The sequence below is a fragment of the Telluria sp. RB2R28 genome (assembly GCF_059685835.1).
The window spans coordinates 643,261-669,511 of record NZ_JCASIK010000001.1 but is presented as its reverse complement, the minus strand read 5'-3'; the positions used below and the strand labels follow the sequence as shown (position 1 = coordinate 669,511).

Genomic DNA, 26,251 nt, shown 5'->3' with positions numbered 1-26,251 from the left:
CATGCAATCCATCGACCCGCGATCGCAAGACGAACCGTCGCGCAGCCTGATCAACAGCCGCATCCAGGCCGTTCTCGACCACGGCCAATACATCATGGGGCCTGAAGTCGCCGAACTGGAACAACGCCTGGCCGGCGACACGGGCGCGCGCCATTGCATCACTGCGTCCTCTGGTACCACGGCACTGGCGATCGCCCTGATGGCGCTTGGCATCGGGCCAGGTGACGACGTCATCACCACGCCGTTTGCCGCCAGTGCGGCGGCCAAAGCGATCGTGCTGGTCGGCGCCAGGCCCGTGTTCGCCGACATCGAGCGCGCCACGTGCACGCTCGATCCGCAGCTGATCGAAGGAGCGATCACGCCGGCCACGCGCGCGGTCATACCGGTCGCGCTATACGGCCAGCCGCCAGACATGGACGCCATCAACAGCATCGCCGCCCGCCACGGGCTTGCCGTGATCGAAGACGGCGCACAGAGTTTTGGCGCTACCTACCGCGGGCGCCAGAGCGGCAATCTGTCGACGATCGGCTGCACGAGCTTTTTCCCGACCAACCCGCTCGGTTGCTATGGCGATGGCGGCGCCCTCTTCACGAACGACGATGCGTTCGCGGGCGCGATGCGCGATATCCGCATGCACAGTCAGGCGCGTCGCCATGCGCACAACCGTTTTGGCCACGATGCTTGCATGGCGACGCTGCAATGCGCGATCGTGCTGGCCAGGCTGGAACGGTTCGATTGGGACATCAGGCAGCGCCGCCGCATCGCGGCTGCGTACGACGAGATGCTGCAGCCGCACCTGTCCGTCGTTGGCTGCCGCCCCGACCGCACCAGCGCCTGTGCGGGGTATGCGGTGCTGGTCGAGCAGCGCGAGCAGGTGCGCGCCATCCTGGAGCACGCTGGCGTCCCGACTGCCGTGCACTACCCGGTGCCGGTGCACCGGCAGCCTGCCTACGCCCAGCTGGCGGCCGATGCGTCGTGCCCCGTCGCCGACGCGATGGCATCATCCCTGCTGAGCTTGCCGATCGGGCCTCACCTGGTGGCGGCGGATGTCCGTCATGTGGCCCAGTGCCTGCTGCGTGTAACGGAGCAGCTGCAAGCGCGGGGCGTGGAATCGGTCGAACTTTTGGGATGACGCGATGGCCGCGAGCGGCCGAACCTCGTCCGGTTGATGACCGGCGGCGATTGCGATCGACCAGAAGGCGTCAGCGCATCTCTTCGACGAGCTTGAGTCCCTCGGCAAAGCGCCAGACACGGCGGATCTCGATCACATCGAAGTTCGCGGCGACATTCGGCGGAAACGCAGCGTAGCGGGCGTTCAGGCGCACGAAGCGGCGCACGGCATCGTCCATGTCGGCGCGGCCGCTCGAACGCACGATGGTGATCTCGTCGATACTGCCGTCGCTGCGCAGCGAAACGCTTACCAGGGGATCGATGCGGACGTCGCGCAGCGACAGGCGCGCGCCGCCGAGCACCGCGTTGCGCTCGAGTTTCTGTCGCACGCTGTCAACGTACAAGCGCAGCGGCGCATCGCGCTCGCCGCCGTCGGCCACCACGCGACGGTTGCCGGCCGGCCGATCGCGCGGCAAGCCGGAGCCGTCCACGTTCGGGATCGTTACCCCGCGCAGCAACTCGCGTGCGCGATTGCCGGGCAAGCCAGCCATGACGCCCGGCCCCGGCTGGGCGCCTGCACCGCTGCCCATGCCGACGCCGGCGCCAACGCCGTCCGTGCGCGTGGCGGCAGCACCGCCAGCGACTGGTCCGGCGCCTGCTCCCGCAGCGGGTCCGGCAGCCTGCGCCTGCACGCGCTGCGCCGCCTGACGGGCCGCTTCTTCGGCAGCGCCCCGCGCCAGCCGCTCGGCGTCCACGCGCGCCTGCTCGGCCGCTTGCTGGCGTGCGCGTTCCTCGGCGAGCCTGCGCTGCGCCAGTTCCTCGACGCGCTGGCGTTCGGCGGCTTGTTGACGCGCCTGTTCCTCGGCCAGCCTGCGCTGTGCGATTTCCTCGTTGCGCTGGCGCTCGTCCGCTTGCTGGCGTGCGCGCTCCTCGGTCAGCCTGCGCTGTGCCAGTTCCTCGCTGCGTTGCCGCTCAGCTGCTTCCTGCACCACGCGCCGCGCGGCATCCTCGGCGCGCTGGCGTGCTTGTAACTGGGCCTGCGCCAGGGCTTCCTGCGTCGCCGCTTCCTGCGCCGCGCGCTGTGCGGCCAGGTCGCGCGACGCGGCGGCCTGTCGTTCACGCTCCAGCAGCGCCTCCTGATCGCGCAGCACTTGCTGCTGCACTAGCTGTTGCTGTTGCTGTTGCTGCTCGGCGAGCCTGCTTGCTTCGGCAGCGTTGCGTTGCGCATCCACCTGTGCCTGTGCCAGCCGCGCCTGCTCCTGCTCTCGCTGCAAGGCAAGCTCCTGCTGCATCGCCTGCTCACGCGCCACGCGCTCCGCCTCGGCATCCACGACAGGTTCCGGGACGACTGGTATCTCGCTGACCGCCACTTCCTCGGGCGCGTCGACCGGCTCGGTAACCGTTGGCAGCGAGCTGGCGTCAACCTCGGGCAACGGCACCGCAACAGTGAACTCGGATTCCGGGTTCGCTTCCATGGCAATCACGGGCGTCGCCACGTCGCGCAGAACACGCTTGGGCGCCACTGGCACTGGGCGACGCGGGCGTGTCTTCGGCGCCACTGCAGCCTGCACAACCGACGGCTGCTGCGGCGGCGGTGGGGGCGGCAGATCGACCAGATGCAAGCCGCGCGCAGGCGCCGGCGCTGGCGCTGGCGGGACAGCGGCGACGGGCAGCGCAGGCGGGGGCTGGACAGGTGTTGGGACTTGCGGCGCTGGCACAGCAGCGACGGTTGGCGCCGGCTCAGGTACATGCGCTGGCAGAGGGGGCGGCGCAGGCACAGCCGCTGGCGCGAGCACAACGCTGAGCGGTCCGCCACCGCCGGCATCGCTGCCCGGCACGCCGAACTGCAGCGACAACAGCAATGCATGCAGCAGCACCGAAATGGCAATACCGCCTGCCAGGCGCCGGTTGCTGCGGGCGTGGCCGGCGCGGCGCGTGCTCGCGGTGGCAGGATGCATGGCGTCGTGGGGAGGTATTGTCAGGCTTGCATCTTAGCGTTAACGCGGCCGTATGGCGATCACGCCGCCTTGCCTGGCGTCCGGATATTGGACGTGCCCGGCATACCACCGACCAGCGCCGCCAGGCTGGTGCGTGCCTGCCACCACGGCGTACCTTCCAGTGTCTGCCGGCAGCTCGGGCATTCTTCGAGTGGATTGCAATCGTGATCCAGCGCCACGTAATTCACGCCAACCACCGTCTTGCCCTGGTAGCTGTCCACCCGACCGGAACCCGCCTTGGCCCCAGACCTGGCTGCACCGCCGGCTGGGGCAGATGCCGAGGTGGATGCAGACGCAGATGCAGCATCAATCCACTTGGCAAATGGCTCAGTAGCGACGCCATCGGCCACATACCAGCGGCGGCGGGTGGGATTCCAGCGGGCGCCGAGCGCCTTGGCGGCGTCCTTTTCGGCGTAGGGGACGGTGAGAAAAACCATGTGCGAACTGCTCCGGGATCGATGTGCTTGCGGATTGCTATTCTACCGCGCCGGACTGGTCGCCGGACCGCGCCAGGGACGCCAGCCAGCATCAGACTCAAGGCTCCTTCTGGCGCCGGGCCCAGGCGGCGTCGCTGTCGCGTTGCTCGCGCCGATCCTTGCGCCAGGTATACAGCAAGTTGCCGATGGTGCTCAGCAAGGCGCTGAACATGCCGATCAGCGCGCCGATATCTGTCAGCGTCAAGTCGGTGGCCAGTCCGGCCAGGTTCGCGTCCATCAGACGCTGGAATGTTTCAATGATCATCGTGTCTCCCCTGTGCTTGCGGCGTTACCTGCACCGGCAAGCCCACGCCTACCCTGCGCCACATCAATGCGATGGATGAAAGTATAGGAAAACTATACCACAGCAGTAAAGAAAAGCTATACTTCAATGTATAGATTTCCTTTACCATAAGCATATGGACCTACAAACAATGATTGCTAACTGGGTGAAAGAAGCGCGCACCGCCGCCGGCTTGTCCGGCACGGCGCTGGGCGCCCGTCTTGCGCTTGAACTCGGTACCGAACGTGGCCATACCAAGGCCAATATCTCGCACTGGGAAAATGAAAAGCACAGCCCCAACCTGAAGCAGTTGCTGGCGATTTCCCGGGTCACCGGCTGCCGCTTGCCGGCCGACATTCTGGCGCCGCTGGGCGGTGGCCCGGCACATGACGGCAGCGCCGTGCCCGGCCTGCCTGGGCTGCCAGGGTTGCCCAACCTACTTCGCGTGGTGGCCGAAGGCGATGACGACGCCTTTGTGCCCATTCCAATGGTCAAGCTGCGCTTGTCAGCGGGCATCACCGGGTACCGGGCCGAGCCGGAAGCGCGCGATGGCGGCACGCTCGGCATGCGCCGCACCTGGCTGGAGCGCAACCAGTACAGTCCCTCGCATCTGATCGCGATCTACGTCAAGGGCGAAAGCATGGAGCCTTCGCTATACGCCGGCGACATCGTCGTCATCAACACGCTCGACACCAAGCCGGTCGCAGGCGCCGTATTCGCGTTCAATGTCGAGGGCGAAGCCGTCGTCAAGCGCCTGGCGCGCGAGGCAGCCCAGTGGTGGCTCACCTCCGACAACCCGGACCAGCGCACCTACCACCGAAGGCTATGCCAGGGCGACGAGTGCATCGTGATCGGCCGCGTCGTGCGCAAGGAAAGCGACCGCATCTGACAGGCGCCGCCCGCTGTCAGGCGAACACCTGCGGCGCCCGTTCCAGAATGCGCCGCAGCGCCGGATGGTGTACCCGGCGCTCGACGGTCACGGCATAGACCTGCTCGACAATGGCGTCGATCACCCCCACTGGCGCCAGACCGTATTGCGCGCACAGTGAGTCCGCGAGCACGGTCGGGGCCGCCATGAAGCCCGCACCGGCGCCAGCAAAGGCGCCCAGCAGCGCACCGTCATCGAATTCGCCGACGACGATCGGGCGCAGGCCCTGGGCCTCGAGCCAGGCCATCAGCTGGCTGTGCAGGGCCGCGCCCTGGCCCGGCATCAGGAATGGCGCGCCTTTCAGGCGCTGCGGAAAATCGCCGGCCCAGCGCTGGCACACGTCCGGGTGCGCCACGACCGTCACGGTGCTCGATCCGAGCAAATGACTGTGGCCGCGCACGGCGCCGCCGGGCGGCAAACCCTGGTCCGAGATCAACAGGTCGAGGCGGTGCGCGCTGAGGTCTTCCATCAGGTCGCCAAATTGCCCTTCGCGACAGACCAGGTGCATGGCAAGCCCTGCGTCACGGGCAGGTTGCAGTAGCCGGAAGGCCATCGTCTTGGCGATCACGTCGCACAGGCCCACCCGCAATGTCTCGGTCTCGGTGAACAGGCCACGCCGTACCGCCTGCTCCAGTTCATTACCGAGACTGAAGATCTGGTCCGTATAGCGCAGGACGGTTTTGCCAGCTTCGGTCAGCACCAGCCCGCGCCCTTTCTTGCGTAGCAGTTCCTCGCCAAACTGGTTTTCCAGCAGTTGCAATTGCGTGCTGATTGCCTGTGCCGAGACGTGCAACTGCTCGGCCGCGCGCACGACGCTGCCCGCCGTAGCGACTGCATGAAAGTACTGCAGGTGCTTGTAGTTCATTCGCCATTACCACCAAAAATATTGAGAATTGCTAAAGATTATTCGATTTTACTTTAGCATTGCGCAATCGTATATTGGTGACTCAGTTCACATGAAGCGAGGAAGCAATGAGAAATTACCCAACCGACAGTCCCAAGGCCATGAGCCGCCTGCTGGCCCTGGCGATGATCGCCGACGGCCGCCTGGCGCCCCAGGAGCTCAAGACGCTGCACCGCAGCGGCGTACTCGAGGTGCTGGGCGTAAGCGAAGACACATTCGACGATGCCGCCGGCGAGCTGACCCAGGATCTGCTGGCCCACAGCACGAACCACGCTGCCGGCATGGTCGAAATCGAACCGGCGACGATCGACGCGCTGCTGGACGAAGTGCAGGATCCAGCGCTGCGCGCGCTGGTGCTCAAGGGCATGCTCGAGATCGTGCGGGCCGACCAGATGATCGATCACCGCGAGCGTCGCCTGCTGCGCCGCGCGCTGGCGGCGTGGGGTGACGGCAGCGAGCCGTTCCCGGCCGCAGCGTGATGACCGTACCGCACGGCACTTACAAAGCGTAACCATGTCGGCGCATTGGCGGATATTGCCAGGCCTATAATCGGGGCATCCCAATGCCCGAGGCCTGCCATGTCCGCCTACCCCACGCTGGATTTTCTGGATGACCTGACCCGGTCGGAAATGAACTGGGCCTGGCGCCTCGAACTCGATCCCGTGCGGGACCCCGAACTCGGCCAGTTCTACGGCCGCACCGCTCGCTACAGCACAACCGATCCGTATGCGGGCGAGGACGATATTTTCGTGTTCCATGCCACCGCCGGCATGGGTTACACGGTGCAAAGCAGCAGCTATTACGATCCCTTCCTGCTACGGATTTACGACGACGCCGGCAATGCCATTGCCGCGGACGACGGCAGTGGCGCCTACGGCTACGATTACGCAGCGTTCACGGCAGCCTATACGGGCTGGTACTACATCAACGCCTCATGGGATCAGGATTATTACGACACCTACGCCAGCGTGAACGTGTACGAGAGCCGCTTGCCCACGACCACTTGGATCGTCGGCACGGACGCGCACGATACCTTGTACGGCACGCGCACGAATGACATCGTCGATGGCGGCGCAGGCATCGATACCTTCGTGCTGGAAGGCCGGCGCAACGAATACACCGTCAGCCTGCGCGATGGCGCGATCACCGTGACCGACCTGGTGGGCTACGACGGCACCGATATCCTGCGCAGCGTCGAGCGCCTGTCGTTCGACGATGGCGCCTTCATCTCGTATGAAACGCAGGGCTTTCCTGCCGAGGCTTATCGCTTGTACCAGGCTGCGTTCGATCGCACGCCCGACGCGGACGGGCTGGGTTACTGGATCGGGCAAATGGGCCAGGGCCAGTCGTTGAGGTCAGTGGCGCAGGCATTCGTCGATTCGCCCGAATTCAAGAGCCAGTACGGCGCCGCGCCCACGGACGCCGCGCTCGTCACGGCGCTCTATGCGAATGTGCTGGACCGGGCACCGGACGCCGCCGGCTTCGCCTACTGGCTTGACGCGCTGGAACGCCATGCGATTACCAAGGCTGACCTCTTCGTGCAATTTAGCGAAAGTGCGGAAAACCAGGCGCAGGTCGTCGGCTCGTTGCAGGCTGGGTATGAGTTCATCGTGACGTGATGGGAAACCGCGCTCCAAAGCGGCGCCCGGCTTGAAGGAGCCGGCCGCCCGACTTACAACTTGAAAGGCCGTTGCTCTAACGGCCTTTTTCTCGTCTGATCAACATGGCGCAGTGCTCGCCTGCGCCATGCGGTTTCTGGCTCTCCCCATCCACGTGCTTACTCTTGTCGAAAGTCGATTGAGAACAGCACGCCAGCTCAGTGTTCAGACATCAATGTCCTTGAATTGCGCGCGTTTACCGAGACAAGGCCTGATGGTCACTACGCCGCAGAGCGAAGTTGTTGTTAATTCATTCTTTCCACGGAAAAAAAAATCAAACCAACACAAAAAGACATTGGTTATCTTGTAAAAAAGTCTATAATTTTGCAATTTTTTCAAGACGCTTTTTGGGTGGAATTTCGCGTCTACCCCCTTACACGCGCTTCCTGCGGCCGAACCGGAGAAATGAATTGGTATTGAAGATAAATGGTTCCTTGGCTGATTGCAAAATGCGACCAGCAGGTGCCTCGATTGCAAATGATCTGGCCGGACGGGCGGTGCCCGTGTTTCTGATGCGCGATCTCGCGCGGCAAGGTTGATCAATGCCGACTTGGCTAGCTGTGCGCACTGAACGCCCCGCGTCTTACCGCAATACGATCGCGATGATCATCGCGTTTATCACTTTAGGATTTATCTATTTTAATTTGCTGCATGGAGACGCCGTCTTTTTAGGCAGCCACTATAAACCGCGCATGGACAGCTTCGCCATCATCACGCTTTCAGCGTTGTGCATGGGGTTCGCGTTACTATTTTCAGGCACGCCGCGTTTTCCTGAGCAAAAGCCATATTCATTGAGCGTGCTGCTGATACTGACGATGGCATGTTGCGCTGTTGTCGGGTTTTATTCGTTTACCAACCATGCCTGGTGTGCAGATGAGTATGCCTATCTGTTTGAGGCCGACACGTTCAGAGCACTTCGGCTCTGGAATTCGCCACCACCACTCGGTGACGCACAATCCACGTATTACATCTGGGTGAAGGACGGCAAGTGGGTTGCGCAATATCCCCCTGGCTGGCCTCTGATATTGGCCCTGTTTGGAGGATCGTTTCCAACCGGCCGCCTGGCCAACGGCGCCTGCACACTCATTGCCGCCTATGCTGTGTACGAACTGGTAAAAGCGCGCGCAAATCGCGAAGCAGCCTGGCTGTCCGTTTTGTTTTTTGTTATCTCGCCATTTGTTCTGTTACATGGTGGATCGCTCTTTTCTCATACATCCGCAGCTGCCCTTGCTGCCGTGACGATGCTGGTTTCACATAAGGTCACGCAAGCGCCGCGCGCTGCTCTGTTAATAGCACTTGGCATCTGCATCGGAATGCTCGGCCTGACACGTAATGTTGCAGCGCTGGCAGTCATTGTCGCTGTCGCGGTGGAGCAAGTTCGCGGTGGACGGCTGGTATCCAAAGCCATGTTGATCACCCTTGGCGGTGCGCCGTTCCTGATTGGATTGCTGGCCTACCAATATGCGATTACCGGTCACCCGACGATGCCTGTGTACTGGTATGCAGGACGCACAGTAGACCACCTGTACTTCGACTTGCCGTCCATTCTGATCGGCTTGCGACACACCGCAGTACACCACGCAGAATTGGCGCTCTTTACGAGTCCCTTGATACATGTGATTTGGTTGGCAGCGCTCTGGAAAATTATCAGGAACAAACGGTTTGTGGGTGCTGACCTGATTTTTCCGATCGGTATTCTGATCTTCGTTTTCTATCCGCTTCACCCAGGTTTTCGCATCGGCCCTCGCTACTATCTCGATTTTTGGCCGCTTGCGGTCGTCACGATCGGGTCAGCTCTCCCGCTGTTTCATGGCGGATGGCGCTACCTCTATCGTAAAACCATTGCCCTCTCGATCATCTACGCTGGAATCATGTCAGTGTTCCTCGTATTTGCATTGCGCGATATAACGCAGAGCAAGTTCGAGATGTATGAACGGATAAAAGCTGATGGCTTGACCAACGCCGTCGTCTGTGTCGACACGCACTCGGACCGGGAAGATATCTACGCCAAACTGGAAGGTTATAACGCAGCCCGTAATGGCATCGAACTTGGTGATCCGGACAAAGCGGCGCAAATAGATGTTATCTATGTGTCCTGCGACAAAACAACGTTATCCGAAGTGAAGGCGGCATATCCCCAGCGCACGCTATGGGAATACAAGAGCGCGTCCTCGCGACAGCCAGGCATTCTGCAACCGATGCAGCCGTGATTCCCGCGCTTCTCCATTGCCTGCATGGAGGAGCACGGTATCGCGGCGAGAAACACGTTGCTCATCTATTGCTTCTGGAACGCATGGTATTTGGGCGCTGAGCCAAGCCAGCCTTCGAGCTTGTTCACTGCACAGCAAGGATCCATGCCCGGGGCGCTGTGGAATTGGTTTCCTGACCCGGCTTCGCTACTGTCGGTATTTTTTACAACATAACAAAGTCACATATTATTGCTCTTGCAAGTGCATGAAACTTATAGGTATTTCCCGCTGGCACGGGAATTGCTAGACGGTTGGCTCCGATCTAACTCTATCAATTACAAAAATGATCAAGACCATCATCGCAATCGCAGCTGGCGCCCTTTTCTCAATGAACGCATCCGCTGGGTACGTGCAATATGAGCTGACTGGACCCGTCTCAGGCACGTTTGTCCAACACGACACCGACCAGTCGATGGCGTACTTCAACTTTGACGTAAAAATTAACGGAACGCCATCTGGCTTCCGCTTTAATTTTCAGCAGCAGCACTCGGAAGGCGCCACTCAGCTTACCTATGCTCAGACCCATTTCATTGGAAACGGTCCATCGAACTTCGGCATTTACAGCGATTTTGGAGGCGACCAACGGACGTACTTCAACATAGCCTTCGCGCGTGGTGCAGACGGGAGATACAATTACGTCGCAAAGTATTCGAGCTCGATCATGTTCTCAAATGGATATGAGCAATTCGATGGTCAACATACTGGCTATGCAACGGTTGGGAAAATAAATCCTGACTTCGTGCGTAGCCTGGATCAGATGGGCGGCTATTACGACAATCTCAATACCCGCTTTGTGCCACTTTACATTGGCCCCAATGTCAGTGACATTCCTGAACCAACGAGCCTTGCACTGCTGGCCGTTGGCGCATTCGGCCTTCTGAACATTCGCAGTCGTCGTCAAGCGTAAGAAACCGATCGACCTACAAGAATTTAATTTCGATCCAATATCTATAAATTATAAAATGATCAAATCAATTATCGCACTTGCCGCCGGTGCACTTTTTTCCGTCAATGCTTCCGCGGGCTATGTGCAGTACGACCTGAACGGACCGTTATCTGGACACGTCATCCAGCACGATACTGACAAGTCGATCGCATATTTCAATCTAGATCTCTCTATTGATGGGGTGGGCCGTCCGTTCCGTATGTGGTTAGCACCTCAAGCTGGTGATGGAAGTACGCAGCTCACCTACGCCACTACTTCATTCCGCGGACAAGGGCCAACGAATTTTGGTATATACAGCGACTTCGGGGCCGATCAATACACGAGCTTGGGTGTTACTTTCTCGAGAGGAATTAACGGCGATTTTAGCTACGTGGCAAACTATACGAGCTCGATATTTTTCATTGGAGGCTTCCAGGACTTTGCTGGTCAGCATATTGGCTCTGCCTCAGTTGGGATAGTCAATCCTCGGTTTGCTGCGGAGCTAGATGAACTTGGTGGGTATTACGACACTCTTTATACTCATATAGTTCCTACCTTTGTTCCAGAGCCGGACAGCATTGCCCTCCTAGCCATTGGAGCAATAGGTTTCCTGAGCACGCGTCGCCGCTGTCAGGCGTAATCTCACGCGTGGCCCGCGATCCCATGATCCGGGCCTATCAAAACGATCGCTTGCGCCGACGCGCCCTCGCCCGCCATCACGTCGATATGCGCCTCTGGCTTTGCCGAATACCGCTTATCGAGCACGATGCAGACCACCTGCGCATCGTCCGCCAGATCATCCCGTTGCACCTGTCCTTCACCCCTTGAGCACGTTGTCTGCCTCGGGCTTCTTCGTGACCGCGATCGAGCCGGCAGCGGCCAGCGCGAGACGCAAATTCGACCAGCTCGCAGGTATCCGCACACTCAGGCTGACCGAGAGCACGTCGCCGACCTAAGAATGGAGGCGTCCTCAAGCGTGTACTTCGCCGGCGGGTGCCCGCGCTCCAAGGACTCGAGCCGCTCGTCGCGATGCGCGTGCGCAGAGCGATGCGGTACTCGATGGCATTGCCGCCTTTGTGCTGATTGCAGGGCACGCACTGCTTGTGCGTGTCGTCCTCGTGGAAGCGCAGCGCCGGCTGAGCGCCGTCCAAGCGGTAGTGGCCCGCATCTCGAACACCAGTGTGGTGCCAGGCCATAGCTGATGCAGCGCAGCGCCTCGGCGCGCGCGCGGATGGACCGGTTGAACACGGCCTGGACATCAGCCAGGTGCTCGGTGCGCGTCTTTAGCCTGGCCCTGGGTTCGCGGGTCTGCCTGGCGTCCAGACGCTGCCGCTCGGCCACGGCGAACACGGCGCCGCAGTCCGGGCCGCACACCTTGTGCGTCATGTCGCGCTGCTGGAAGCGGTTGCTGTGGAGCGCCCCAATGCCCGCAGCGCACAGATCAGCCGCCCCGACGGCGTAACCCGATGCATCCAAGTCAGCCTGTACAAGTTAAGCAAGACAAGGGCAGCCAGCACGGCGACGTGCCAGGGACCAAACGCAGATGCCGGAAAAGAAGTGGCGTTGGGGCCGATAGTCAGCTCACGCCGCGCGTGTATCGCCGGCGGCCGGAGCGTGTGAAACCCGGAAAATTGACATTTGAATAGCACAAGCCGAATTGATTAGCGCGCTGCACGAAGAGTAGGCAGCGAGCGAATGCGGCAAGCGTTTGAAAGTAGCGAGGAATCTGGCCCGCCCTGAGGGAATCGAACCCCCGACCCACAGCTTAGAAGGCTGTTGCTCTATCCGACTGAGCTAAGGGCGGTGCAAAACGATGAGACCGGAAAACAAAACAGGCCGTCGATGACGGCCTGTTCTGATGAATCTTGCTGGTCGGAGTACAAGGATTCGAACCTTGGACCCCCTGGTCCCAAACCAGGTGCGCTACCGGGCTGCGCTACACTCCGCCGTGGGCAACATTATATGCCAATCATTCGCGAAGCGCCAGCCCTTGTGGGGCTCAATTCCAGCGCACCGCTCGCACTATTTATGCCGACAACTTGGCAGCAATCCGGCGTGCAAGGCTGTCGGCAAGTTCTGCCTCTTTCGCCTCGACCATCACGCGGATCAATGGCTCGGTACCCGATGCACGGATCAGCACGCGGCCGTTGTCGCCCAGCTCGCGCTCGACCGCTTCCTTCTCGGCGACCATCGCCGCATCGGCCGTCCAGTCGAAGCCTGGTGCGACTTTCTTGTTGATCAGGGTTTGCGGGAACAAGGTGAGCTCGTTGCAGCATTCGGCTAGCGACTTGTTGCCGCGCACCAGCGCTGACAGCACTTGCAGGGCCGAGACGATGCCGTCGCCGGTGGTGTGCTTGTCCAGTGCCAGCAGATGGCCCGAACCTTCCCCGCCGAACAACCAGCCACGCTCCCTCATGACCTCGAGCACGTAGCGGTCGCCCACCTTGGCGCGTGCAAAGCCGATGCCCATTTCCTTGAACGCCACTTCGAGCGCCATATTCGTCATCAGGGTACCCACGGCGCCGGCCACGGGGCCGGTGCTCATGCGGTCGCGCACCATCACATAGAGCAGTTCGTCGCCGTTGTAGACGCGGCCGGTGGCGTCGACCATGATCAAGCGGTCGGCGTCGCCGTCGAGCGCGATGCCCAGGTCGGCCTTGTTGGCGACGACGGCTTCGGACAGCGCTTGCGGCGCGGTGGCGCCAAAGCCGGCGTTGATGTTGAAGCCGTCCGGCTGTGCGCCAATGGAAATGACTTCGGCGCCCAGTTCATGGAACACGTGCGGGGCGATGTTGTAGGCGGCGCCGTGGGCGCTGTCGACGACGATCTTCAGGCCGCGCAGATCGAGCTCGTTCGGGAACGTGCTCTTGCAGAATTCGATGTAGCGGCCCTGGGCGTCGCGCAGGCGCGATACGCGGCCGAGCTTGTCCGACGACACGCAGCCCATCGGCTGGTCGATCGCATCTTCGATTTCCAGTTCCACTGCGTCCGGCAGCTTGGTGCCATGGCCGGAAAAGAACTTGATGCCATTGTCCTGGAACGGGTTGTGCGACGCCGAGATCACGACACCGGCCTGCAGGCGCAGTGCGCGCGTCAAGTAAGCGATGGCCGGGGTCGGCATCGGGCCAGCCAGCATCACGTCAACGCCCGCCGCCGAGAAGCCGGACTCCAGCGCTGCCTCGAGCATATAGCCCGAGATGCGCGTGTCTTTGCCGATCAGGACGACGGGCCGGCCGCTGCTCGATTTTTTTCCTTTTGCCAGCACGGTGCCGGCGGCATAACCGAGGCGCATGACGAAATCAGGGGTGATCGGTGCTGCGCCCACGAGGCCGCGAATGCCATCGGTGCCGAAATATTTCCGTGCCATCTAGTTCTCTTTTCTCTTATTGAAACGAATTTTTATGGATGCATGGCCGCGTGCCATACCTTCAGCGCATCGACCGTCTCCGCAACATCATGCACACGCACGATTCTAGCGCCCTGCGCTACCGCAGCCAATGCCGCGCCGACACTACCGGCGGTGCGCTGCTCGACCGGACGGCCAGTGACGGCGCCGATCATCGACTTGCGCGACATACCGGCCAACACGGGCAAGCCAAGTTCATCACGGATGCGGCCCAGGCCGCGCAGCAACGCGTAGTTGTGCTCGACCGTCTTGCCGAAGCCGAAGCCCGGGTCGACGCAGATGCGGCTGCGCTCGATGCCGGCCGCCGTCATCGCATCGATGCGTGCGCCCAGAAACGCAATCACGTCACCCACGACGTCATCATACTGGGGCGCCTGCTGCATCGTGGCTGGCGTGGCTTGCATGTGCATCACGCACAGGCCGCAGTCGCTGTCCTGCACCGCTTCCAGTGCGCCCGGCGTACGAAAGCCGTTGACGTCGTTGATCATGTCGGCGCCGGCGATCAGCGCTTCGCGCATGACCTCGGGTTTGGTGGTGTCGACCGACAAGGCGACGTCCAGCGTGCGCAGCGCGTACAGCGTCGGCATCACGCGGTGCAGCTCTTCATCGAGGGGCACGCCAGGGGAGCCAGGGCGGGTCGACTCGCCGCCGATGTCGATCATGGTGGCGCCATCGCGGATCATGGCTTCGGCGTGCGTGAGCGCAAATTCCAGGCCCTGGTAGCGGCCGCCGTCGGAAAATGAGTCCGGCGTGATATTCAGGATGCCCATCACGACGGGCTCGAGGGACGCGGCGCCATCGAGCGCGAAGCTGAACTGGCCGCATTGCAGTGTCTTGTTCATGGTGTCAGTAGTACGGGCGCAGCAAGCTGGGTCAGCAAGCAAGCGCCATCATGAAAAAAGGCACCCTTGCGGGTGCCTTCGTGGGGTAGCGCGAGCGTCAGGCTGGTGCGGTGGCGTTTGGCGCCACACCGCCAGGGCCGCTGTCGCCTGGCGGCGTGCGCTTGGTCAGCACCGTCGTCGGCTTGCGTGGCTCCTGGCCGGCCATGATGTCGTTGATCTGGTCGGCGTCGATGGTTTCCCAGTCGAGCAGCGCCTTCGTCATCATCTCGACCTTGTCGCGGTTCTCTTCCAGCAGGCGACGCGCCAGGGCGTACTGCGTGTCGAGGATCGCGCGGATCTCGGCGTCGACCTTTTGCTGGGTCGCTTCCGAAATGGTCTTGGTGGCGCCGCCGAAGAAGCCTTCGTTCTCGCTGTCTTCGTAGACCATCACGCCCATGCTGTCGGACATGCCGAAGCGGGTCACCATCGAACGCGCCAGCTTGGTCGCACGCGAGAAGTCATTCGATGCGCCGGTGGACATCTGGCCGACGAAAATCTCTTCGGCGATACGGCCACCGAACAGGATCGAGATTTCCTCGAGCATCTTGTCTTTGTAGCCAGACAGTGCGTCGTGCTCAGGCAGCTGCCAGGTCAGGCCCAGCGCATAACCGCGCGGCATGATCGTGACCTTGTGCACTGGGTCAGCCTTTGGCAACAGCTTGGCGATCACTGCATGGCCCGACTCATGGTAGGCCGTGTTGCGGCGCTCTTCTTCGCGGATGACCATCGACTTGCGTTCAGGACCCATGAAGATCTTGTCTTTCGCATCTTCGAAATCGATCATCTCGACCAGGCGCTTGCTGCGGCGGGCTGCAAACAGCGCGGCTTCATTGACCAGGTTCGCCAGATCGGCGCCCGAGAAACCAGGCGTACCGCGGGCCAGGATGTCGGACTTGACGTCGGTGCCGATTGGCACTTTACGCATGTGCACGTTCAGGATCTGTTCGCGGCCACGGATGTCCGGCAGACCCACCATCACCTGACGGTCGAAACGGCCTGGACGCAGCAGCGCTTTATCCAGCACGTCGGCGCGGTTGGTGGCAGCAATGACGATCACGCCCGATTGCGCTTCGAAGCCATCCATCTCGACCAGCAGCTGGTTCAGCGTCTGTTCGCGTTCGTCGTTGCCGCCGCCCATGCCGGCGCCGCGGTGACGACCGACAGCATCGATCTCGTCGATGAAGATGATGCACGGCGAATGCTTCTTGGCGTTCTCGAACATGTCACGGACACGGCTGGCACCGACGCCGACGAACATCTCGACGAAGTCGGAACCCGAGATCGAGAAGAACGGCACTTTGGCTTCGCCGGCGATAGCACGGGCCAGCAGCGTCTTACCGGTGCCCGGAGGACCGACCATCAGCACGCCGCGCGGGATACGGCCGCCCAGCTTCTGGAACTTGGTTGGATCGCGCAGGAAGTCGACGATCTCGGAGACTTCTTCTTTTGCTTCATCGCAACCGGCGACGTCCGAGAACGTCACGGTGTTGTTGGTTTCGTCGAGCATGCGTGCCTTCGACTTGCCGAAGGAGAACGCGCCGCCCTTGCCGCCGCCCTGCATCTGACGCATGAAGAACACCCACACGCCGATCAAGAGAAGCATCGGGAACCACGAGATGAAGACCTGCTGCAGGAACGAAGGCTCTTCTGGTGGCTTGACATCGAAGCGCACGCCGTATTCGCGCAGGTCGCCGATCAGGCCGCGGTCAAGACCGGTGGCGGTCGCGCGCACCTTGGTGTCATCAGCGCGCGTGGCGGTGATGTTGGTGCCCTCGATCAGGACTTCCTTGATGCGGCGCGACTTCACTTCATCGAGCAACTCGGAATAAGCGATGGTCTTGCTGCCGCCAGCGACGCTGTGGGTGTCAAACTGCTTGAACAGCATGAACAACAGCAGCGCGACGACCACCCAGATGGCGGATTTGGAAAACATATTATTCACGAGCACTCCTCCGATGCGTACGCATCTCTACCGATTTCAGTATTCTGATTTTACCCGCAATAGGCCAACGCTGCCACGCAACTCCAGCCGTAGTGTCGAAATACCATCGAATGACTGTCTTATTCATTCCCGACATCGCCGACTGCCCGAAACGCAGTCGCAATACAAGGGATCACGCGGCAGATGTGGTGGCCGCGCGGCTGAATTTCAAGGGGCGATCTGTCACCACACGCCAATTACACGCTTGGATTTTTCAGACCCCTGCCCAACAGGAAAATCTCGGACGATTTATCGCGGCTGGCCTTGGGTTTGATTTGCTTGACGGTCGTAAACTCGAGGCGGAATTTCTCCAGAATCTGGGTAAAACCCATGTCTTTAAAACACTTCACCAGGAGGGCGCCGCCCGGCTTCAGATGCGCCTGCGAGAATTCGATCGCCAGATCGATCAGATGTTCCATGCGGGCGGCGTCGGCGTGGCCGATACCCGACAGGTTCGGCGCCATGTCCGACAGCACCACGTCGACCTTGCGATCGGCCAGCACGACGTCAAGCTGCGTCAGCACTTCTTCTTCGCGGAAGTCGCCCTGAATATATTGAACATCGGCGACCGGTTCCATTGGCAAAATATCCAGGCCGATGATGGTACCGTGAATGCCGCCGCCGTCCTTGCCGGCCAGCTTGCGCCGCGTGTACTGGGCCCAACTGCCCGGCGTGCAGCCGAGATCGACAACAACATTGCCCGACTTGATGAGTTTCTCGGCCTCGTCGATTTCTTTCAGTTTGTAGGCGGCACGGGCGCGGTAGCCCTCTTTTTGTGCGAGTTTGACATAGGGATCGTTAATATGGTCGTGTAACCAGTTTTTGTTTAATTTGTTCTTGGCCATTCGCGTAGAATACTGCTTTTATAGGTCCATCAAAAATTTATTATGCTTAAACTCACTCCGGCCGAGCGCAGTGCTCTGCGCGCAGAAGCCCACGGGCTCAATCCTGTTGTCATGATCGGCGCCGACGGCCTGACCGAATCCGTGATGAAGGAAGTCGCCAACAGCCTCGACTCGCACGGCCTGATCAAGGTGCGCGTGTTCGGTGACGACCGCGAAGCGCGCGTTGCCATGTACGACAAGATCAGCGCCGACCTCGACGCGGCGCAGGTCCAGCACATCGGCAAGCTGCTGGTGCTGTACCGTCCGAAAGTCGAGACGGCCAAGGAACGCAGCAGCAAGGCCGGCCCGGGCATGCGCGAAGTCACGATCGTCAAGGCCAGCGCCAGCGGCACCAAAAAGCCGAGCGTCACCAAGGTCATGCTCAAGGGTAACGAGCGCGTGACGGCAGGCGGCAACATCAAGCGCGCCAAGCCGCGTCAGACCAGCTCCAAGAAGAGTTCGCTGAACAAGTAAAAAAAACCGGGGCAACCCGGTTTTTTTTATATCGGTGTCGCGTACGGTGGGTTAAAAATTACCGCAGCTTGACGAGCAACCACGCCCCCAGCACGCTCTGGATCATGTGAAACACCTGCGACACCCCATGCATGACCGCAAACTGCGTCCAGTACGGCGACGCACGCACGCCCACCTCACCGGCCAGCACGCGCAAATGCGCCATCCCGGGCTGCAAGCCCACGAAAATCACCAGTGCGCACGCCAGCATCGCGATCACGAGCCAGCCGAGAAAGCGCCGGCGCGGCGGGGCAAGGTCGGTCGAGCGCCACAGCAACAGCGCCAGCACAACCGCACAGCCGATCGACAGCCACGCCTGGCGCGTGAGCAGCACGGCGACCAGATCCCCGGCCTGACCGCTGCCGAGCACCTTGAACGCCGCCGGCGCCGCGATATAGCCCAGCGCCCACAGGCTGCCGGTCCACAGCGCCGCCACCAGCAGGCGCGCCGCCGGCAGGCGCCCTGCCCGGCCCGGTGCCTGACCTGCTGCGAGCCCCTGCGCGCCGCTGTCCATCAGATGTAGCGCACTTCCAGGATTTCGTATTCGCGCGGGCCGGACGGCGCCTGCACTTCAACGACGTCGCCGGCGTATTTGCCGATCAGCGCGCGCGCGATGGGCGACGTGATCGAGACCTTGTTCATCTTGAGGTCGGCTTCGTCCATGCCGACGATCTGGTACGTGACCTTCTGGCTCGAATCGAGGTCTTCCAGGTCGACCGTGGCGGCGAACACCACGCGGCCTTCGGCGTCGAGCGTGGTCGGGTCGATCACCTGCGAGGTGCTCAGCTTGCTTTCCAGCTCGGCGATACGGCCTTCGACGAATGCCTGGCGCTCCTTGGCGGCATCGTATTCGGCGTTCTCGGACAGGTCGCCATGCGAACGCGCTTCGGCGATCGCGTCGATCACGCTGCGGCGTTCCTTCGTCTTGAGCTGGTGCAGCTCTTCTTTCAGGAGTTCTGCGCCGAATTTGGTCAGTGGTGTGGTCATGGTTCTCTGCTTGTGATTTATTTGACGAATGTACCGAAGCCGCAAGAAAGCGAAAACCACAGAGGCACGCGGCGCCAAGGCCGCGCGAGCTCTGTGGTTGACTGGACTTCCAGTGTGACGGGTACTGCGTCTGCTTAGTTTAAGGTTTTATGCAGACCTTGTAAATCATACACACGCAGTTCGTCGATATGCGGCATGCCTTCGATGGCCGCTTCGGCGCCGGCGATCGTGGTGTAGGTCACCACGTGGGCGGCCAGCGCCGACGTACGGATCGCGCGCGAGTCGACGATCGCGCTGCGCTTTTCTTCCACAGTATTGACGACCATGACGATTTCGCGGTTCTTGATCATGTCGACGACGTGCGGACGGCCTTCCAGCACCTTGTTCACGGCGCGCACTGGAATCCCGGCGGCGGCGATCACGGCGGCCGTGCCCTTGGTCGCGACCAGGTCGAAGCCCAGCGCCACCAGGTCACGCGCCACGCTCGTTGCGCGCGGCTTGTCGGACGACTTCACCGACAGGAACACGGTGCCCGAGCGCGGCAGCTTGATGCCGGCTGCCAGCTGCGACTTGACGAAGGCTTCGCCGAAGGTCATGCCAACGCCCATCACTTCGCCGGTCGATTTCATCTCAGGGCCCAGGATGGTGTCGACGCCCGGGAACTTCACGAACGGGAACACGACTTCCTTCACGCTGAAGAATGGCGGGATCACTTCCTTCGTGATGCCCTGCTGCGCCAGCGTCTGGCCAACCATGCAGCGCGCGGCGATCTTCGCCAGCTGCAGGCCGGTGGCTTTCGACACGAATGGCACAGTACGCGACGCGCGCGGGTTCACTTCCAGCACGAACACGGTATCGACGGTCTGGCCGTTTTCTTCCTTCTGCTGGATCGCGAACTGCACGTTCATCAGGCCGACCACGTTCAGGGCCTTGGCCATCAGCGAGGTCTGGCGCTTGAGCTCATCGATCGTCGCTTGCGTCAGCGAGTACGGTGGCAGCGAGCAGGCCGAGTCGCCCGAGTGCACGCCAGCCTGTTCGATGTGTTCCATCACGCCGCCGATGAAGGTGGCTTCGCCGTCCGAGATGCAGTCGACGTCGACTTCGATGGCGTCGTTCAGGAAGCGGTCGAGCAGCACCGGCGAATCGTGCGACACCTTGACCGCTTCGCGCATGTAGCGCTCGAGGTCACGCTGCTCGTGGACGATTTCCATCGCGCGGCCACCCAGCACGTACGACGGACGCACGACCAGCGGATACCCGATTTCTTCGGCCAGCGCCAGCGCGTCGGCTTCGGTGCGGGCGGTACGGTTCGGCGGCTGGCGCAGGCCCAGCTCTTGCAGCAGCTGCTGGAAACGCTCGCGGTCTTCGGCGGCGTCGATCATGTCCGGCGAGGTGCCGATGATCGGCACGCCGTTGGCTTCCAGGTCCAGCGCCAGCTTCAACGGGGTCTGGCCGCCGTACTGGACGATCACGCCCACCGGCTTTTCGAGCTCGACGATTTCCAGCACGTCTTCCAGCGTCAGCGACTCGAAGTACAGGCGGTCGGACGTGTCGTAGTCGGTCGAGACGGTCTCTGGGTTGCAGTTGACCATGATGGTCTCATAGCCGTCTTCGCGCATCGCGAGGGCCGCGTGGACGCAGCAGTAGTCGAACTCGATGCCCTGGCCGATGCGGTTCGGACCGCCGCCCAGCACCATGATCTTCTTCTTGTCGGTCGGGTTCGACTCGCACTCTTCGTCGTACGTCGAGTACATGTACGCGGTGTCGGTCGAGAACTCGGCCGCGCAGGTGTCGACGCGCTTGTAGACCGGACGGATATTCAGTGCGTGACGGCGCGCGCGGACTTCTTCGGGCTTGACCTTCAGCAGGAACGCGAGGCGACGGTCAGCAAAACCTTTTTGCTTGAGCTTGTACAGCAGCGGCTTGTCCAGGCTTTCCAGCGTCTGCGTCTCGAGCCACAGCTCGATGTCGACGATTTCCTTGATCTGCACGAGGAACCACGGATCGATCTTGGTCAGGTTGTGCACTTCTTCGAGCGTGAAGCCCTGGGCAAACGCGTCGCCCACGTACCAGATGCGATCCGGACCCGGCTCGCCCAGCTCTTCTTCGATCTTTTCGCGGTCACGCGTTTTTTCGTTCAGGCCATCGACACCGACTTCCAGGCCGCGCAGCGCTTTCTGGAACGATTCCTGGAAGGTACGGCCCATGGCCATCACTTCGCCCACCGATTTCATCTGCGTGGTCAGGTGCTTGTCGGCAGTCGGGAATTTCTCGAACGTGAAGCGCGGGATCTTGACGACGACGTAGTCGATCGACGGTTCGAACGAGGCTGGCGTGGCGCCGCCCGTGATGTCGTTGCGCAGCTCGTCGAGCGTGTAGCCGACGGCCAGCTTGGCTGCGACCTTGGCGATCGGGAAGCCGGTGGCTTTCGAGGCCAGTGCCGAAGAACGCGAGACGCGCGGGTTCATCTCGATGACGATCATGCGGCCGTCTTTCGGGTTGATCGCGAACTGCACGTTCGAGCCGCCCGTATCGACGCCGATTTCACGCAGCACGTCGATCGACGCGTTGCGCAGGATCTGGTATTCCTTGTCGGTCAGGGTCTGCGCCGGTGCGACGGTGATCGAGTCGCCCGTGTGCACGCCCATCGGATCGAGGTTCTCGATCGAGCAGATGATGATGCAATTGTCGTTCTTGTCGCGCACGACTTCCATCTCGTACTCTTTCCAGCCCAGGAGAGACTCTTCAATCAAGAGCTCCGAGGTTGGCGAGGCTTCCAGGCCTCGCTTGCAGATCGCTTCGAATTCTTCTTCGTTATAGGCGATGCCGCCGCCGCTGCCGCCCATCGTGAACGACGGACGGATGATGGTCGGGAAGCCCATCTCGCGTTGCACGACCCACGATTCTTCCATCGTGTGCGCCACGCCCGAACGCGCCGAACCCAGGCCGATCTTGGTCATGGCGTTCTTGAACTTCAGGCGGTCTTCGGCCTTGTCGATCGCTTCCGGCGTCGCGCCGATCAGCTCGACATTGTATTTTTCGAGCACGCCATGGCGGTGCAGGTCGAGCGCGCAGTTCAGCGCGGTCTGGCCGCCCATCGTCGGCAGGATCGCGTCCGGGCGCTCTTTCTCGATGATGCGCTCGACGACCTTCCAGGTGATCGGCTCGATGTAGGTCACGTCCGCCGTTTCCGGGTCGGTCATGATCGTGGCCGGGTTCGAGTTCACCAGGATGACCTTGTAACCCTCTTCGCGCAGGGCCTTGCAGGCTTGCGCGCCGGAGTAGTCGAATTCGACGGCCTGGCCGATGACGATCGGGCCGGCGCCGATGATCAGGATGCTTTTGATGTCACTACGTTTTGGCATATTATTTTTTCTCCGCTGCTTGCATCAGGCCGATGAAGCGGTCAAACAGGTAGGCGACGTCGGTCGGCCCAGGCGAGGCTTCCGGGTGACCCTGGAAGCAGAACGCGGGTTTATCGGTACGCTCGAAACCCTGCAGCGAGCCGTCGAACAGCGACACGTGCGTGACGCGGCAGTTTGCCGGCAAGGTGGTCGGATCGACCGCAAAGCCGTGGTTTTGCGACGTGATCAAGACCTTCTTGGAATCGAGGTCCTGCACCGGGTGATTGGCGCCGTGGTGGCCGAACTTCATCTTCATGGTCTTGGCGCCGGAGGCCAGCGCCATGATCTGGTGACCGAGGCAGATGCCGAAGGTCGGGATGCCTTTTTCGATCAGCTCGCGCGAGGCGGCGATGGCGTAGTCGCATGGTTCCGGGTCGCCCGGGCCGTTGGCCAGGAAGATACCGTCCGGGTTCAGCGCCAGCGCGTCGGCGGCGGTGGACTGTGCCGGCAGCACGGTGACCTTGCAACCGCGCTCGGCCAGCATGCGCAGGATGTTGCGCTTGACGCCGTAGTCAAAGGCGACCACGTGGTACTGGGGATTGGTCTGCTTGCCGAAGCCTTCGCCCAGTTTCCATTCGGTTTCGGTGAATTCGTAGGCGTTCTTCACCGAGACGACCTTGGCCAGGTCCATGCCGGCCAGGCCGGGGAACGAGCGCGCCAGTTCGAGTGCTTGCGCGGTCGATGGCTCGGCGCCTTGCGCGGCGGTGAGGATCGCGCCGGCCTGGGCGCCCTTCTCGCGCAGGATGCGGGTGAGCTTGCGGGTGTCGATGCCGGCAATCGCGACAACGTTCTCGGCCTTCAGGTAGTCGCCGAGCGACTGCGTCGAGCGGAAGTTGGAGGCCAGCAGCGGCAGGTCGCGAATGATCAAACCAGCGGCGTGCACTTTCGATGCTTCCACGTCGGTCGTGTTGACGCCATAGTTACCGATGTGCGGGTAGGTCAGCGTAACGATCTGACGCGAATAGCTCGGGTCGGTAAGGATTTCCTGGTAGCCGGTCATGGCGGTGTTGAACACCACTTCGCCGGTCGTGTGACCGACGGCGCCGATGGAATAACCTTTGAAGATGGTCCCGTCAGCAAGGGCCAGAATGGCCGGAACAGAGGGGCCGGAAAAGAATGGCGGCAAGGGCAACTCCCGTAAAAGTTGCCGTAGCTGCGCCACGTCAGACCGACATCCAGCTAACCCCGCTGCACTGCTTGCGCCGGGTGTTGGAGGTCATGTTGAATGAGGGTTGGTGGGTATGCGCTACGGCGAAGTTTGAATTAGATAAACTTCCGAATTATAGCGCGTGCAGCGGCATTCGGCAATGCGGCGTTGCAGCAAATACGGGCGCCGATGATGCAAAGATCACGCGCCCGCACGCTCGATTTACGCCGCGCCCAGGGCGGCGATACCGGCTTTGGCGATTTGGACATCCTCGTGCGATTTCACGCCCGAGACACCGACCGCGCCGATCACGTGGCCATCGACGATGACAGGCACGCCCCCCTCGAGCATGCCTTCGAGCTTCGGCGCGCTGAGGAACGACATGCGCCCGCCATTGATCACGTCTTCATATACCTTCGACTCGCGGCGGCCGAGCGCGGCCGTGTTAGCCTTGCTGGGTGCGATGTGCGACGAGATCGGCGGCGCGCCGTCCAGGCGCTGCTGCCACAGCAGGTGGCCGCCATCGTCGACGATGGCAATCGACACGGCCCAGCCGTTAGCGAGGGCTTCGGCTTCGGCGGCAGCGCCGATCTGTTTGGCGTCCGCCAGGGTCAGGTAAGGTTTGGTGTTCATCGTGGGCTTTCTCAGGGAACTTGCTGTTTGAGTTTCAGTTTGGCCTTGATTTGCGGCATGACGGCGGCGGCGGCCTGCTCGCCCGCCAGGATGGCCAGGTTGCGGCCACCGAAATCGCTCGAGCCCATGTTGCCCAGTGCGGGCGTGATGACGACGTCGGCATCCTTGAGCTCGAAGTGATTCAGGCGCTGGCCCATGATCGAGAAAGTCTGCATCAGCACGTCGAGCGAGCTGGCCGTGGCGGCGCCCTCGGTCGCGCTCGAGATATTGACCGCGATAATGAAATCGGCGCCCATGTCGCGCACGTAGCGCACCGGCACCGGCGCGACCAGGCCGCCATCGACATAGCTCTTGTTGCCGATGACGACTGGCTGGAACACGCTCGGCACGCTGGATGACGCGCGCACCGCCATGCCCGTGTTGCCGCGGCTGAACAGGATCGGCTGGCCCGTTTTCAGGTCGGTGGCCACGGCGCCGAAACGCAGTTTCAGCTTTTCAATGGGCACGTTGTTGACGGCCTTGTTCACATAGCTCTGCAGCGCTTCGCCCTTCAGCAGCCCCGTCGATTTGCTGAACAGCGGCAGCGCCCAGTCCGAGATGGTGGCTTCGTCCATGGTCATCGCCGTCTTTTGCAGCGCAAAGCCGTTCACGCCCGACGCATACAGCGCGCCGACGACCGAGCCGGCGCTGGTGCCGACGACGATTTCCGGGTAGATGCCCTGGGCTTCGAGCGCCTTGATGACGCCGATGTGGGCGAAGCCGCGCGCAGCGCCGCCACCGAGGGCCAGGCCGATACGGATTTTCTTGGGAGGCAATGGCGCCGCCTTGGGGGCGGCAACGGGAGTGACAGGAGCCGGGGTCGGGGTGCTGCCGCAGGCGGCCAGCAACAGTGCGGCGCAGGCCACGAGGGAAGTACGTCGAGAGAGCATAGAGGAGGCCGATAAGAACGAGGCACGATTGTACATCGGCGCGTTCTTGATGGCATGCCTGAGCGGGCACGACGGCAAGCCGGTGATTCGCTGCGCGCGGAGCAGTTGCAAAAATGTTTTGAAATGAGAATGATTCGCATTATAATTCTTGTCGCAATACTGCCCGTCTGATCCGATCAACAACCACAAAGCGCTCACCATGACCAAAATTCTGCTCTCCTCCCTCGTCGCCATGCTGGTCGCAGCGCCTGCCGCACAGGCCCACCAAATCTGGTTCGAGCAGGACGGCAAGGCGGTCAAGCTGCAATTTGGCGAGTTTGCCCTGAACCAGCGCGAAACCACGCCGGGCCTGCTCGACAAGTTCGGCGCCCCGAGCGCGACGCTGCTGGGCGCCAAGGGCGAACGGACGCTCAAGCTGGACAAGACGGCCAAGGGTTACCTGGTCAGTGGCGCCACGCCAGCGGCGGGTGACGCGATCGTCGCTCAGGACAATGCCTACCCGAGCTGGGAAACGGATGAGAACGGCAAGAAGCTGAACCACATCTGGGTGCCGGCCGCGCGCATGGCCACCAACTTCGCTGCGCAGCAGCCAAAACTGACGCTCGACCTCGTCCCGACCGGCAAGGCCGGCGAATTCAAGGTGTTCTACAAAGGCCAGCCCCTGCCGAAAGCGAAGGTCAATGCGATCGTCCAAAGCGGCTGGGCGAAAGAGGCGGAGTCGGATGAGAGCGGCGTCGTCAAGTTCGACATGCCATGGAAAGGCCTGTATGTGCTGGAAACCGAGCACACCGACAAGACGGCAGGCGAGCGCGCTGGCCTGAAATACGCGACGTCGAGCTATACCACGTCGCTGAGCGTGGTGCAGCCAAAGGGCATCGCGGCCGTTGCGGCTGGCCCAGCCATGGCGCCAAGCGCCGAACACTGATCCGGCTCACCGTGCATCCAGTGCCGCCATC

General features: G+C 61.7%; 25 protein-coding genes, 2 tRNA genes and 1 pseudogene. 10 read left to right on the top strand and 18 right to left on the bottom strand.

Annotated elements, in window-relative coordinates; genetic code table 11:
* Position 1: 1 nt before the first annotated feature.
* On the top strand, positions 2 to 1,132 hold the full coding sequence (locus AC56LV_RS03020) for a DegT/DnrJ/EryC1/StrS family aminotransferase (RefSeq protein WP_499555915.1): 1,131 nt from the start codon (positions 2 to 4) through the stop codon (positions 1,130 to 1,132).
* 70 nt (positions 1,133 to 1,202) lie between these two features.
* Here the strand turns inward: AC56LV_RS03020 and AC56LV_RS03015 are convergent, their stop codons facing one another.
* The 3 genes from AC56LV_RS03015 to AC56LV_RS03005 form a co-directional block, all read right to left on the bottom strand.
* Positions 1,203 to 3,068 carry an energy transducer TonB gene (locus AC56LV_RS03015; RefSeq protein ID WP_499555913.1) on the bottom strand — a complete coding sequence of 622 codons (1,866 nt, stop codon included), beginning with the start codon at positions 3,066 to 3,068 and terminating at the stop codon, positions 1,203 to 1,205.
* A gap of 59 nt (positions 3,069 to 3,127) precedes the next feature.
* Positions 3,128 to 3,544 carry a DUF5710 domain-containing protein gene (locus AC56LV_RS03010; protein WP_499555911.1) on the bottom strand — a complete coding sequence of 139 codons (417 nt, stop codon included), beginning with the start codon at positions 3,542 to 3,544 and terminating at the stop codon, positions 3,128 to 3,130.
* A 97-nt stretch (positions 3,545 to 3,641) separates the two neighbouring features.
* Positions 3,642 to 3,848 carry a hypothetical protein gene (locus tag AC56LV_RS03005; protein ID WP_499555909.1) on the bottom strand — a complete coding sequence of 69 codons (207 nt, stop codon included), beginning with the start codon at positions 3,846 to 3,848 and terminating at the stop codon, positions 3,642 to 3,644.
* Positions 3,849 to 4,017: 169 nt separating this feature from the next.
* On the opposite strand from AC56LV_RS03005, the gene AC56LV_RS03000 reads away from it, so the two are divergent.
* Positions 4,018 to 4,755 (top strand): S24 family peptidase, encoded by a 738-nt coding sequence (locus tag AC56LV_RS03000; protein WP_499555907.1) that lies wholly within the window; start codon positions 4,018 to 4,020, stop codon positions 4,753 to 4,755.
* Positions 4,756 to 4,771: 16 nt separating this feature from the next.
* Here the strand turns inward: AC56LV_RS03000 and AC56LV_RS02995 are convergent, their stop codons facing one another.
* Complete coding sequence (locus AC56LV_RS02995) at positions 4,772 to 5,659, bottom strand: LysR family transcriptional regulator (RefSeq protein ID WP_499555905.1); 888 nt, start codon at positions 5,657 to 5,659, stop codon at positions 4,772 to 4,774.
* A 107-nt stretch (positions 5,660 to 5,766) separates the two neighbouring features.
* On the opposite strand from AC56LV_RS02995, the gene AC56LV_RS02990 reads away from it, so the two are divergent.
* From AC56LV_RS02990 to AC56LV_RS02970, 5 genes are all read left to right on the top strand, one after another.
* Positions 5,767 to 6,177, top strand: coding sequence for a tellurite resistance TerB family protein (locus AC56LV_RS02990; RefSeq protein ID WP_499555903.1), 411 nt, complete (start codon positions 5,767 to 5,769; stop codon positions 6,175 to 6,177).
* 99 nt (positions 6,178 to 6,276) lie between these two features.
* Positions 6,277 to 7,317: a DUF4214 domain-containing protein gene (locus AC56LV_RS02985; protein ID WP_499555901.1), complete on the top strand. Its 1,041-nt coding sequence runs from the start codon at positions 6,277 to 6,279 to the stop codon at positions 7,315 to 7,317.
* 641 nt (positions 7,318 to 7,958) lie between these two features.
* A complete protein-coding gene (locus tag AC56LV_RS02980) occupies positions 7,959 to 9,566 on the top strand; it encodes a glycosyltransferase family 39 protein (protein ID WP_499555899.1) in 1,608 nt (535 codons plus the stop codon).
* A gap of 322 nt (positions 9,567 to 9,888) precedes the next feature.
* A complete protein-coding gene (locus AC56LV_RS02975; protein ID WP_499555898.1) occupies positions 9,889 to 10,512 on the top strand; it encodes a PEP-CTERM sorting domain-containing protein in 624 nt (207 codons plus the stop codon).
* A gap of 55 nt (positions 10,513 to 10,567) precedes the next feature.
* Positions 10,568 to 11,170, top strand: coding sequence for a PEP-CTERM sorting domain-containing protein (locus tag AC56LV_RS02970; RefSeq protein WP_499555896.1), 603 nt, complete (start codon positions 10,568 to 10,570; stop codon positions 11,168 to 11,170).
* 2 nt (positions 11,171 to 11,172) lie between these two features.
* On the opposite strand, the gene AC56LV_RS02965 is transcribed toward AC56LV_RS02970, so the two are convergent.
* Positions 11,173 to 11,340 carry a hypothetical protein gene (locus AC56LV_RS02965; protein ID WP_499556794.1) on the bottom strand — a complete coding sequence of 56 codons (168 nt, stop codon included), beginning with the start codon at positions 11,338 to 11,340 and terminating at the stop codon, positions 11,173 to 11,175.
* Between the two features lie 14 nt (positions 11,341 to 11,354).
* Here AC56LV_RS02965 and AC56LV_RS02960 point away from each other — a divergent pair, with 14 nt between their 5' ends.
* Positions 11,355 to 11,486, top strand: a complete 132-nt coding sequence (locus tag AC56LV_RS02960; protein ID WP_499556793.1) for a hypothetical protein — start codon at positions 11,355 to 11,357, stop codon at positions 11,484 to 11,486.
* A gap of 81 nt (positions 11,487 to 11,567) precedes the next feature.
* Here the strand turns inward: AC56LV_RS02960 and AC56LV_RS02955 are convergent.
* From AC56LV_RS02955 to AC56LV_RS02925, 7 genes and pseudogenes are all read right to left on the bottom strand, one after another.
* Positions 11,568 to 11,726 (bottom strand): annotated as a pseudogene (locus tag AC56LV_RS02955) (recombination protein NinG); the annotation flags it as partial.
* A 531-nt stretch (positions 11,727 to 12,257) separates the two neighbouring features.
* Positions 12,258 to 12,334, bottom strand: a tRNA-Arg gene (locus tag AC56LV_RS02950).
* Positions 12,335 to 12,399: 65 nt separating this feature from the next.
* Positions 12,400 to 12,476, bottom strand: a tRNA-Pro gene (locus AC56LV_RS02945).
* An 80-nt stretch (positions 12,477 to 12,556) separates the two neighbouring features.
* Complete coding sequence (gene glmM / locus AC56LV_RS02940; protein ID WP_183551135.1) at positions 12,557 to 13,897, bottom strand: phosphoglucosamine mutase; 1,341 nt, start codon at positions 13,895 to 13,897, stop codon at positions 12,557 to 12,559.
* Positions 13,898 to 13,929: 32 nt separating this feature from the next.
* Positions 13,930 to 14,778: a dihydropteroate synthase gene (gene folP, locus AC56LV_RS02935; protein WP_499555894.1), complete on the bottom strand. Its 849-nt coding sequence runs from the start codon at positions 14,776 to 14,778 to the stop codon at positions 13,930 to 13,932.
* Positions 14,779 to 14,875: 97 nt separating this feature from the next.
* Positions 14,876 to 16,759 carry an ATP-dependent zinc metalloprotease FtsH gene (gene ftsH, locus AC56LV_RS02930; protein WP_258837589.1) on the bottom strand — a complete coding sequence of 628 codons (1,884 nt, stop codon included), beginning with the start codon at positions 16,757 to 16,759 and terminating at the stop codon, positions 14,876 to 14,878.
* A 236-nt stretch (positions 16,760 to 16,995) separates the two neighbouring features.
* Positions 16,996 to 17,643, bottom strand: a complete 648-nt coding sequence (locus tag AC56LV_RS02925; protein WP_183551130.1) for an RlmE family RNA methyltransferase — start codon at positions 17,641 to 17,643, stop codon at positions 16,996 to 16,998.
* A 42-nt stretch (positions 17,644 to 17,685) separates the two neighbouring features.
* On the opposite strand from AC56LV_RS02925, the gene yhbY reads away from it, so the two are divergent.
* Positions 17,686 to 18,156, top strand: a complete 471-nt coding sequence (yhbY, locus tag AC56LV_RS02920; protein WP_183551125.1) for a ribosome assembly RNA-binding protein YhbY — start codon at positions 17,686 to 17,688, stop codon at positions 18,154 to 18,156.
* A 58-nt stretch (positions 18,157 to 18,214) separates the two neighbouring features.
* Here yhbY and AC56LV_RS02915 read toward each other — a convergent pair whose 3' ends face one another.
* From AC56LV_RS02915 to AC56LV_RS02890, 6 genes are all read right to left on the bottom strand, one after another.
* Complete coding sequence (locus tag AC56LV_RS02915) at positions 18,215 to 18,709, bottom strand: DUF4149 domain-containing protein (RefSeq protein WP_499555892.1); 495 nt, start codon at positions 18,707 to 18,709, stop codon at positions 18,215 to 18,217.
* A complete protein-coding gene (gene greA / locus AC56LV_RS02910) occupies positions 18,709 to 19,182 on the bottom strand; it encodes a transcription elongation factor GreA (protein WP_183551119.1) in 474 nt (157 codons plus the stop codon). The genes AC56LV_RS02915 and greA overlap by 1 nt, the downstream gene beginning before the upstream one ends.
* Positions 19,183 to 19,316: 134 nt before the next feature.
* Entirely contained in the window at positions 19,317 to 22,547 is a 3,231-nt protein-coding gene (gene carB, locus AC56LV_RS02905) for a carbamoyl-phosphate synthase large subunit (RefSeq protein ID WP_499501790.1), read from the bottom strand.
* A gap of 1 nt (position 22,548) precedes the next feature.
* Positions 22,549 to 23,712, bottom strand: coding sequence for a glutamine-hydrolyzing carbamoyl-phosphate synthase small subunit (carA, locus tag AC56LV_RS02900; RefSeq protein WP_258837584.1), 1,164 nt, complete (start codon positions 23,710 to 23,712; stop codon positions 22,549 to 22,551).
* A 243-nt stretch (positions 23,713 to 23,955) separates the two neighbouring features.
* A complete protein-coding gene (locus AC56LV_RS02895; protein ID WP_499555890.1) occupies positions 23,956 to 24,366 on the bottom strand; it encodes a GlcG/HbpS family heme-binding protein in 411 nt (136 codons plus the stop codon).
* 11 nt (positions 24,367 to 24,377) lie between these two features.
* Entirely contained in the window at positions 24,378 to 25,295 is a 918-nt protein-coding gene (locus AC56LV_RS02890) for a patatin-like phospholipase family protein (RefSeq protein WP_183551109.1), read from the bottom strand.
* 199 nt (positions 25,296 to 25,494) lie between these two features.
* On the opposite strand from AC56LV_RS02890, the gene AC56LV_RS02885 reads away from it, so the two are divergent.
* Positions 25,495 to 26,220: a DUF4198 domain-containing protein gene (locus tag AC56LV_RS02885; RefSeq protein WP_499555888.1), complete on the top strand. Its 726-nt coding sequence runs from the start codon at positions 25,495 to 25,497 to the stop codon at positions 26,218 to 26,220.
* Positions 26,221 to 26,251: the final 31 nt, after the last annotated feature.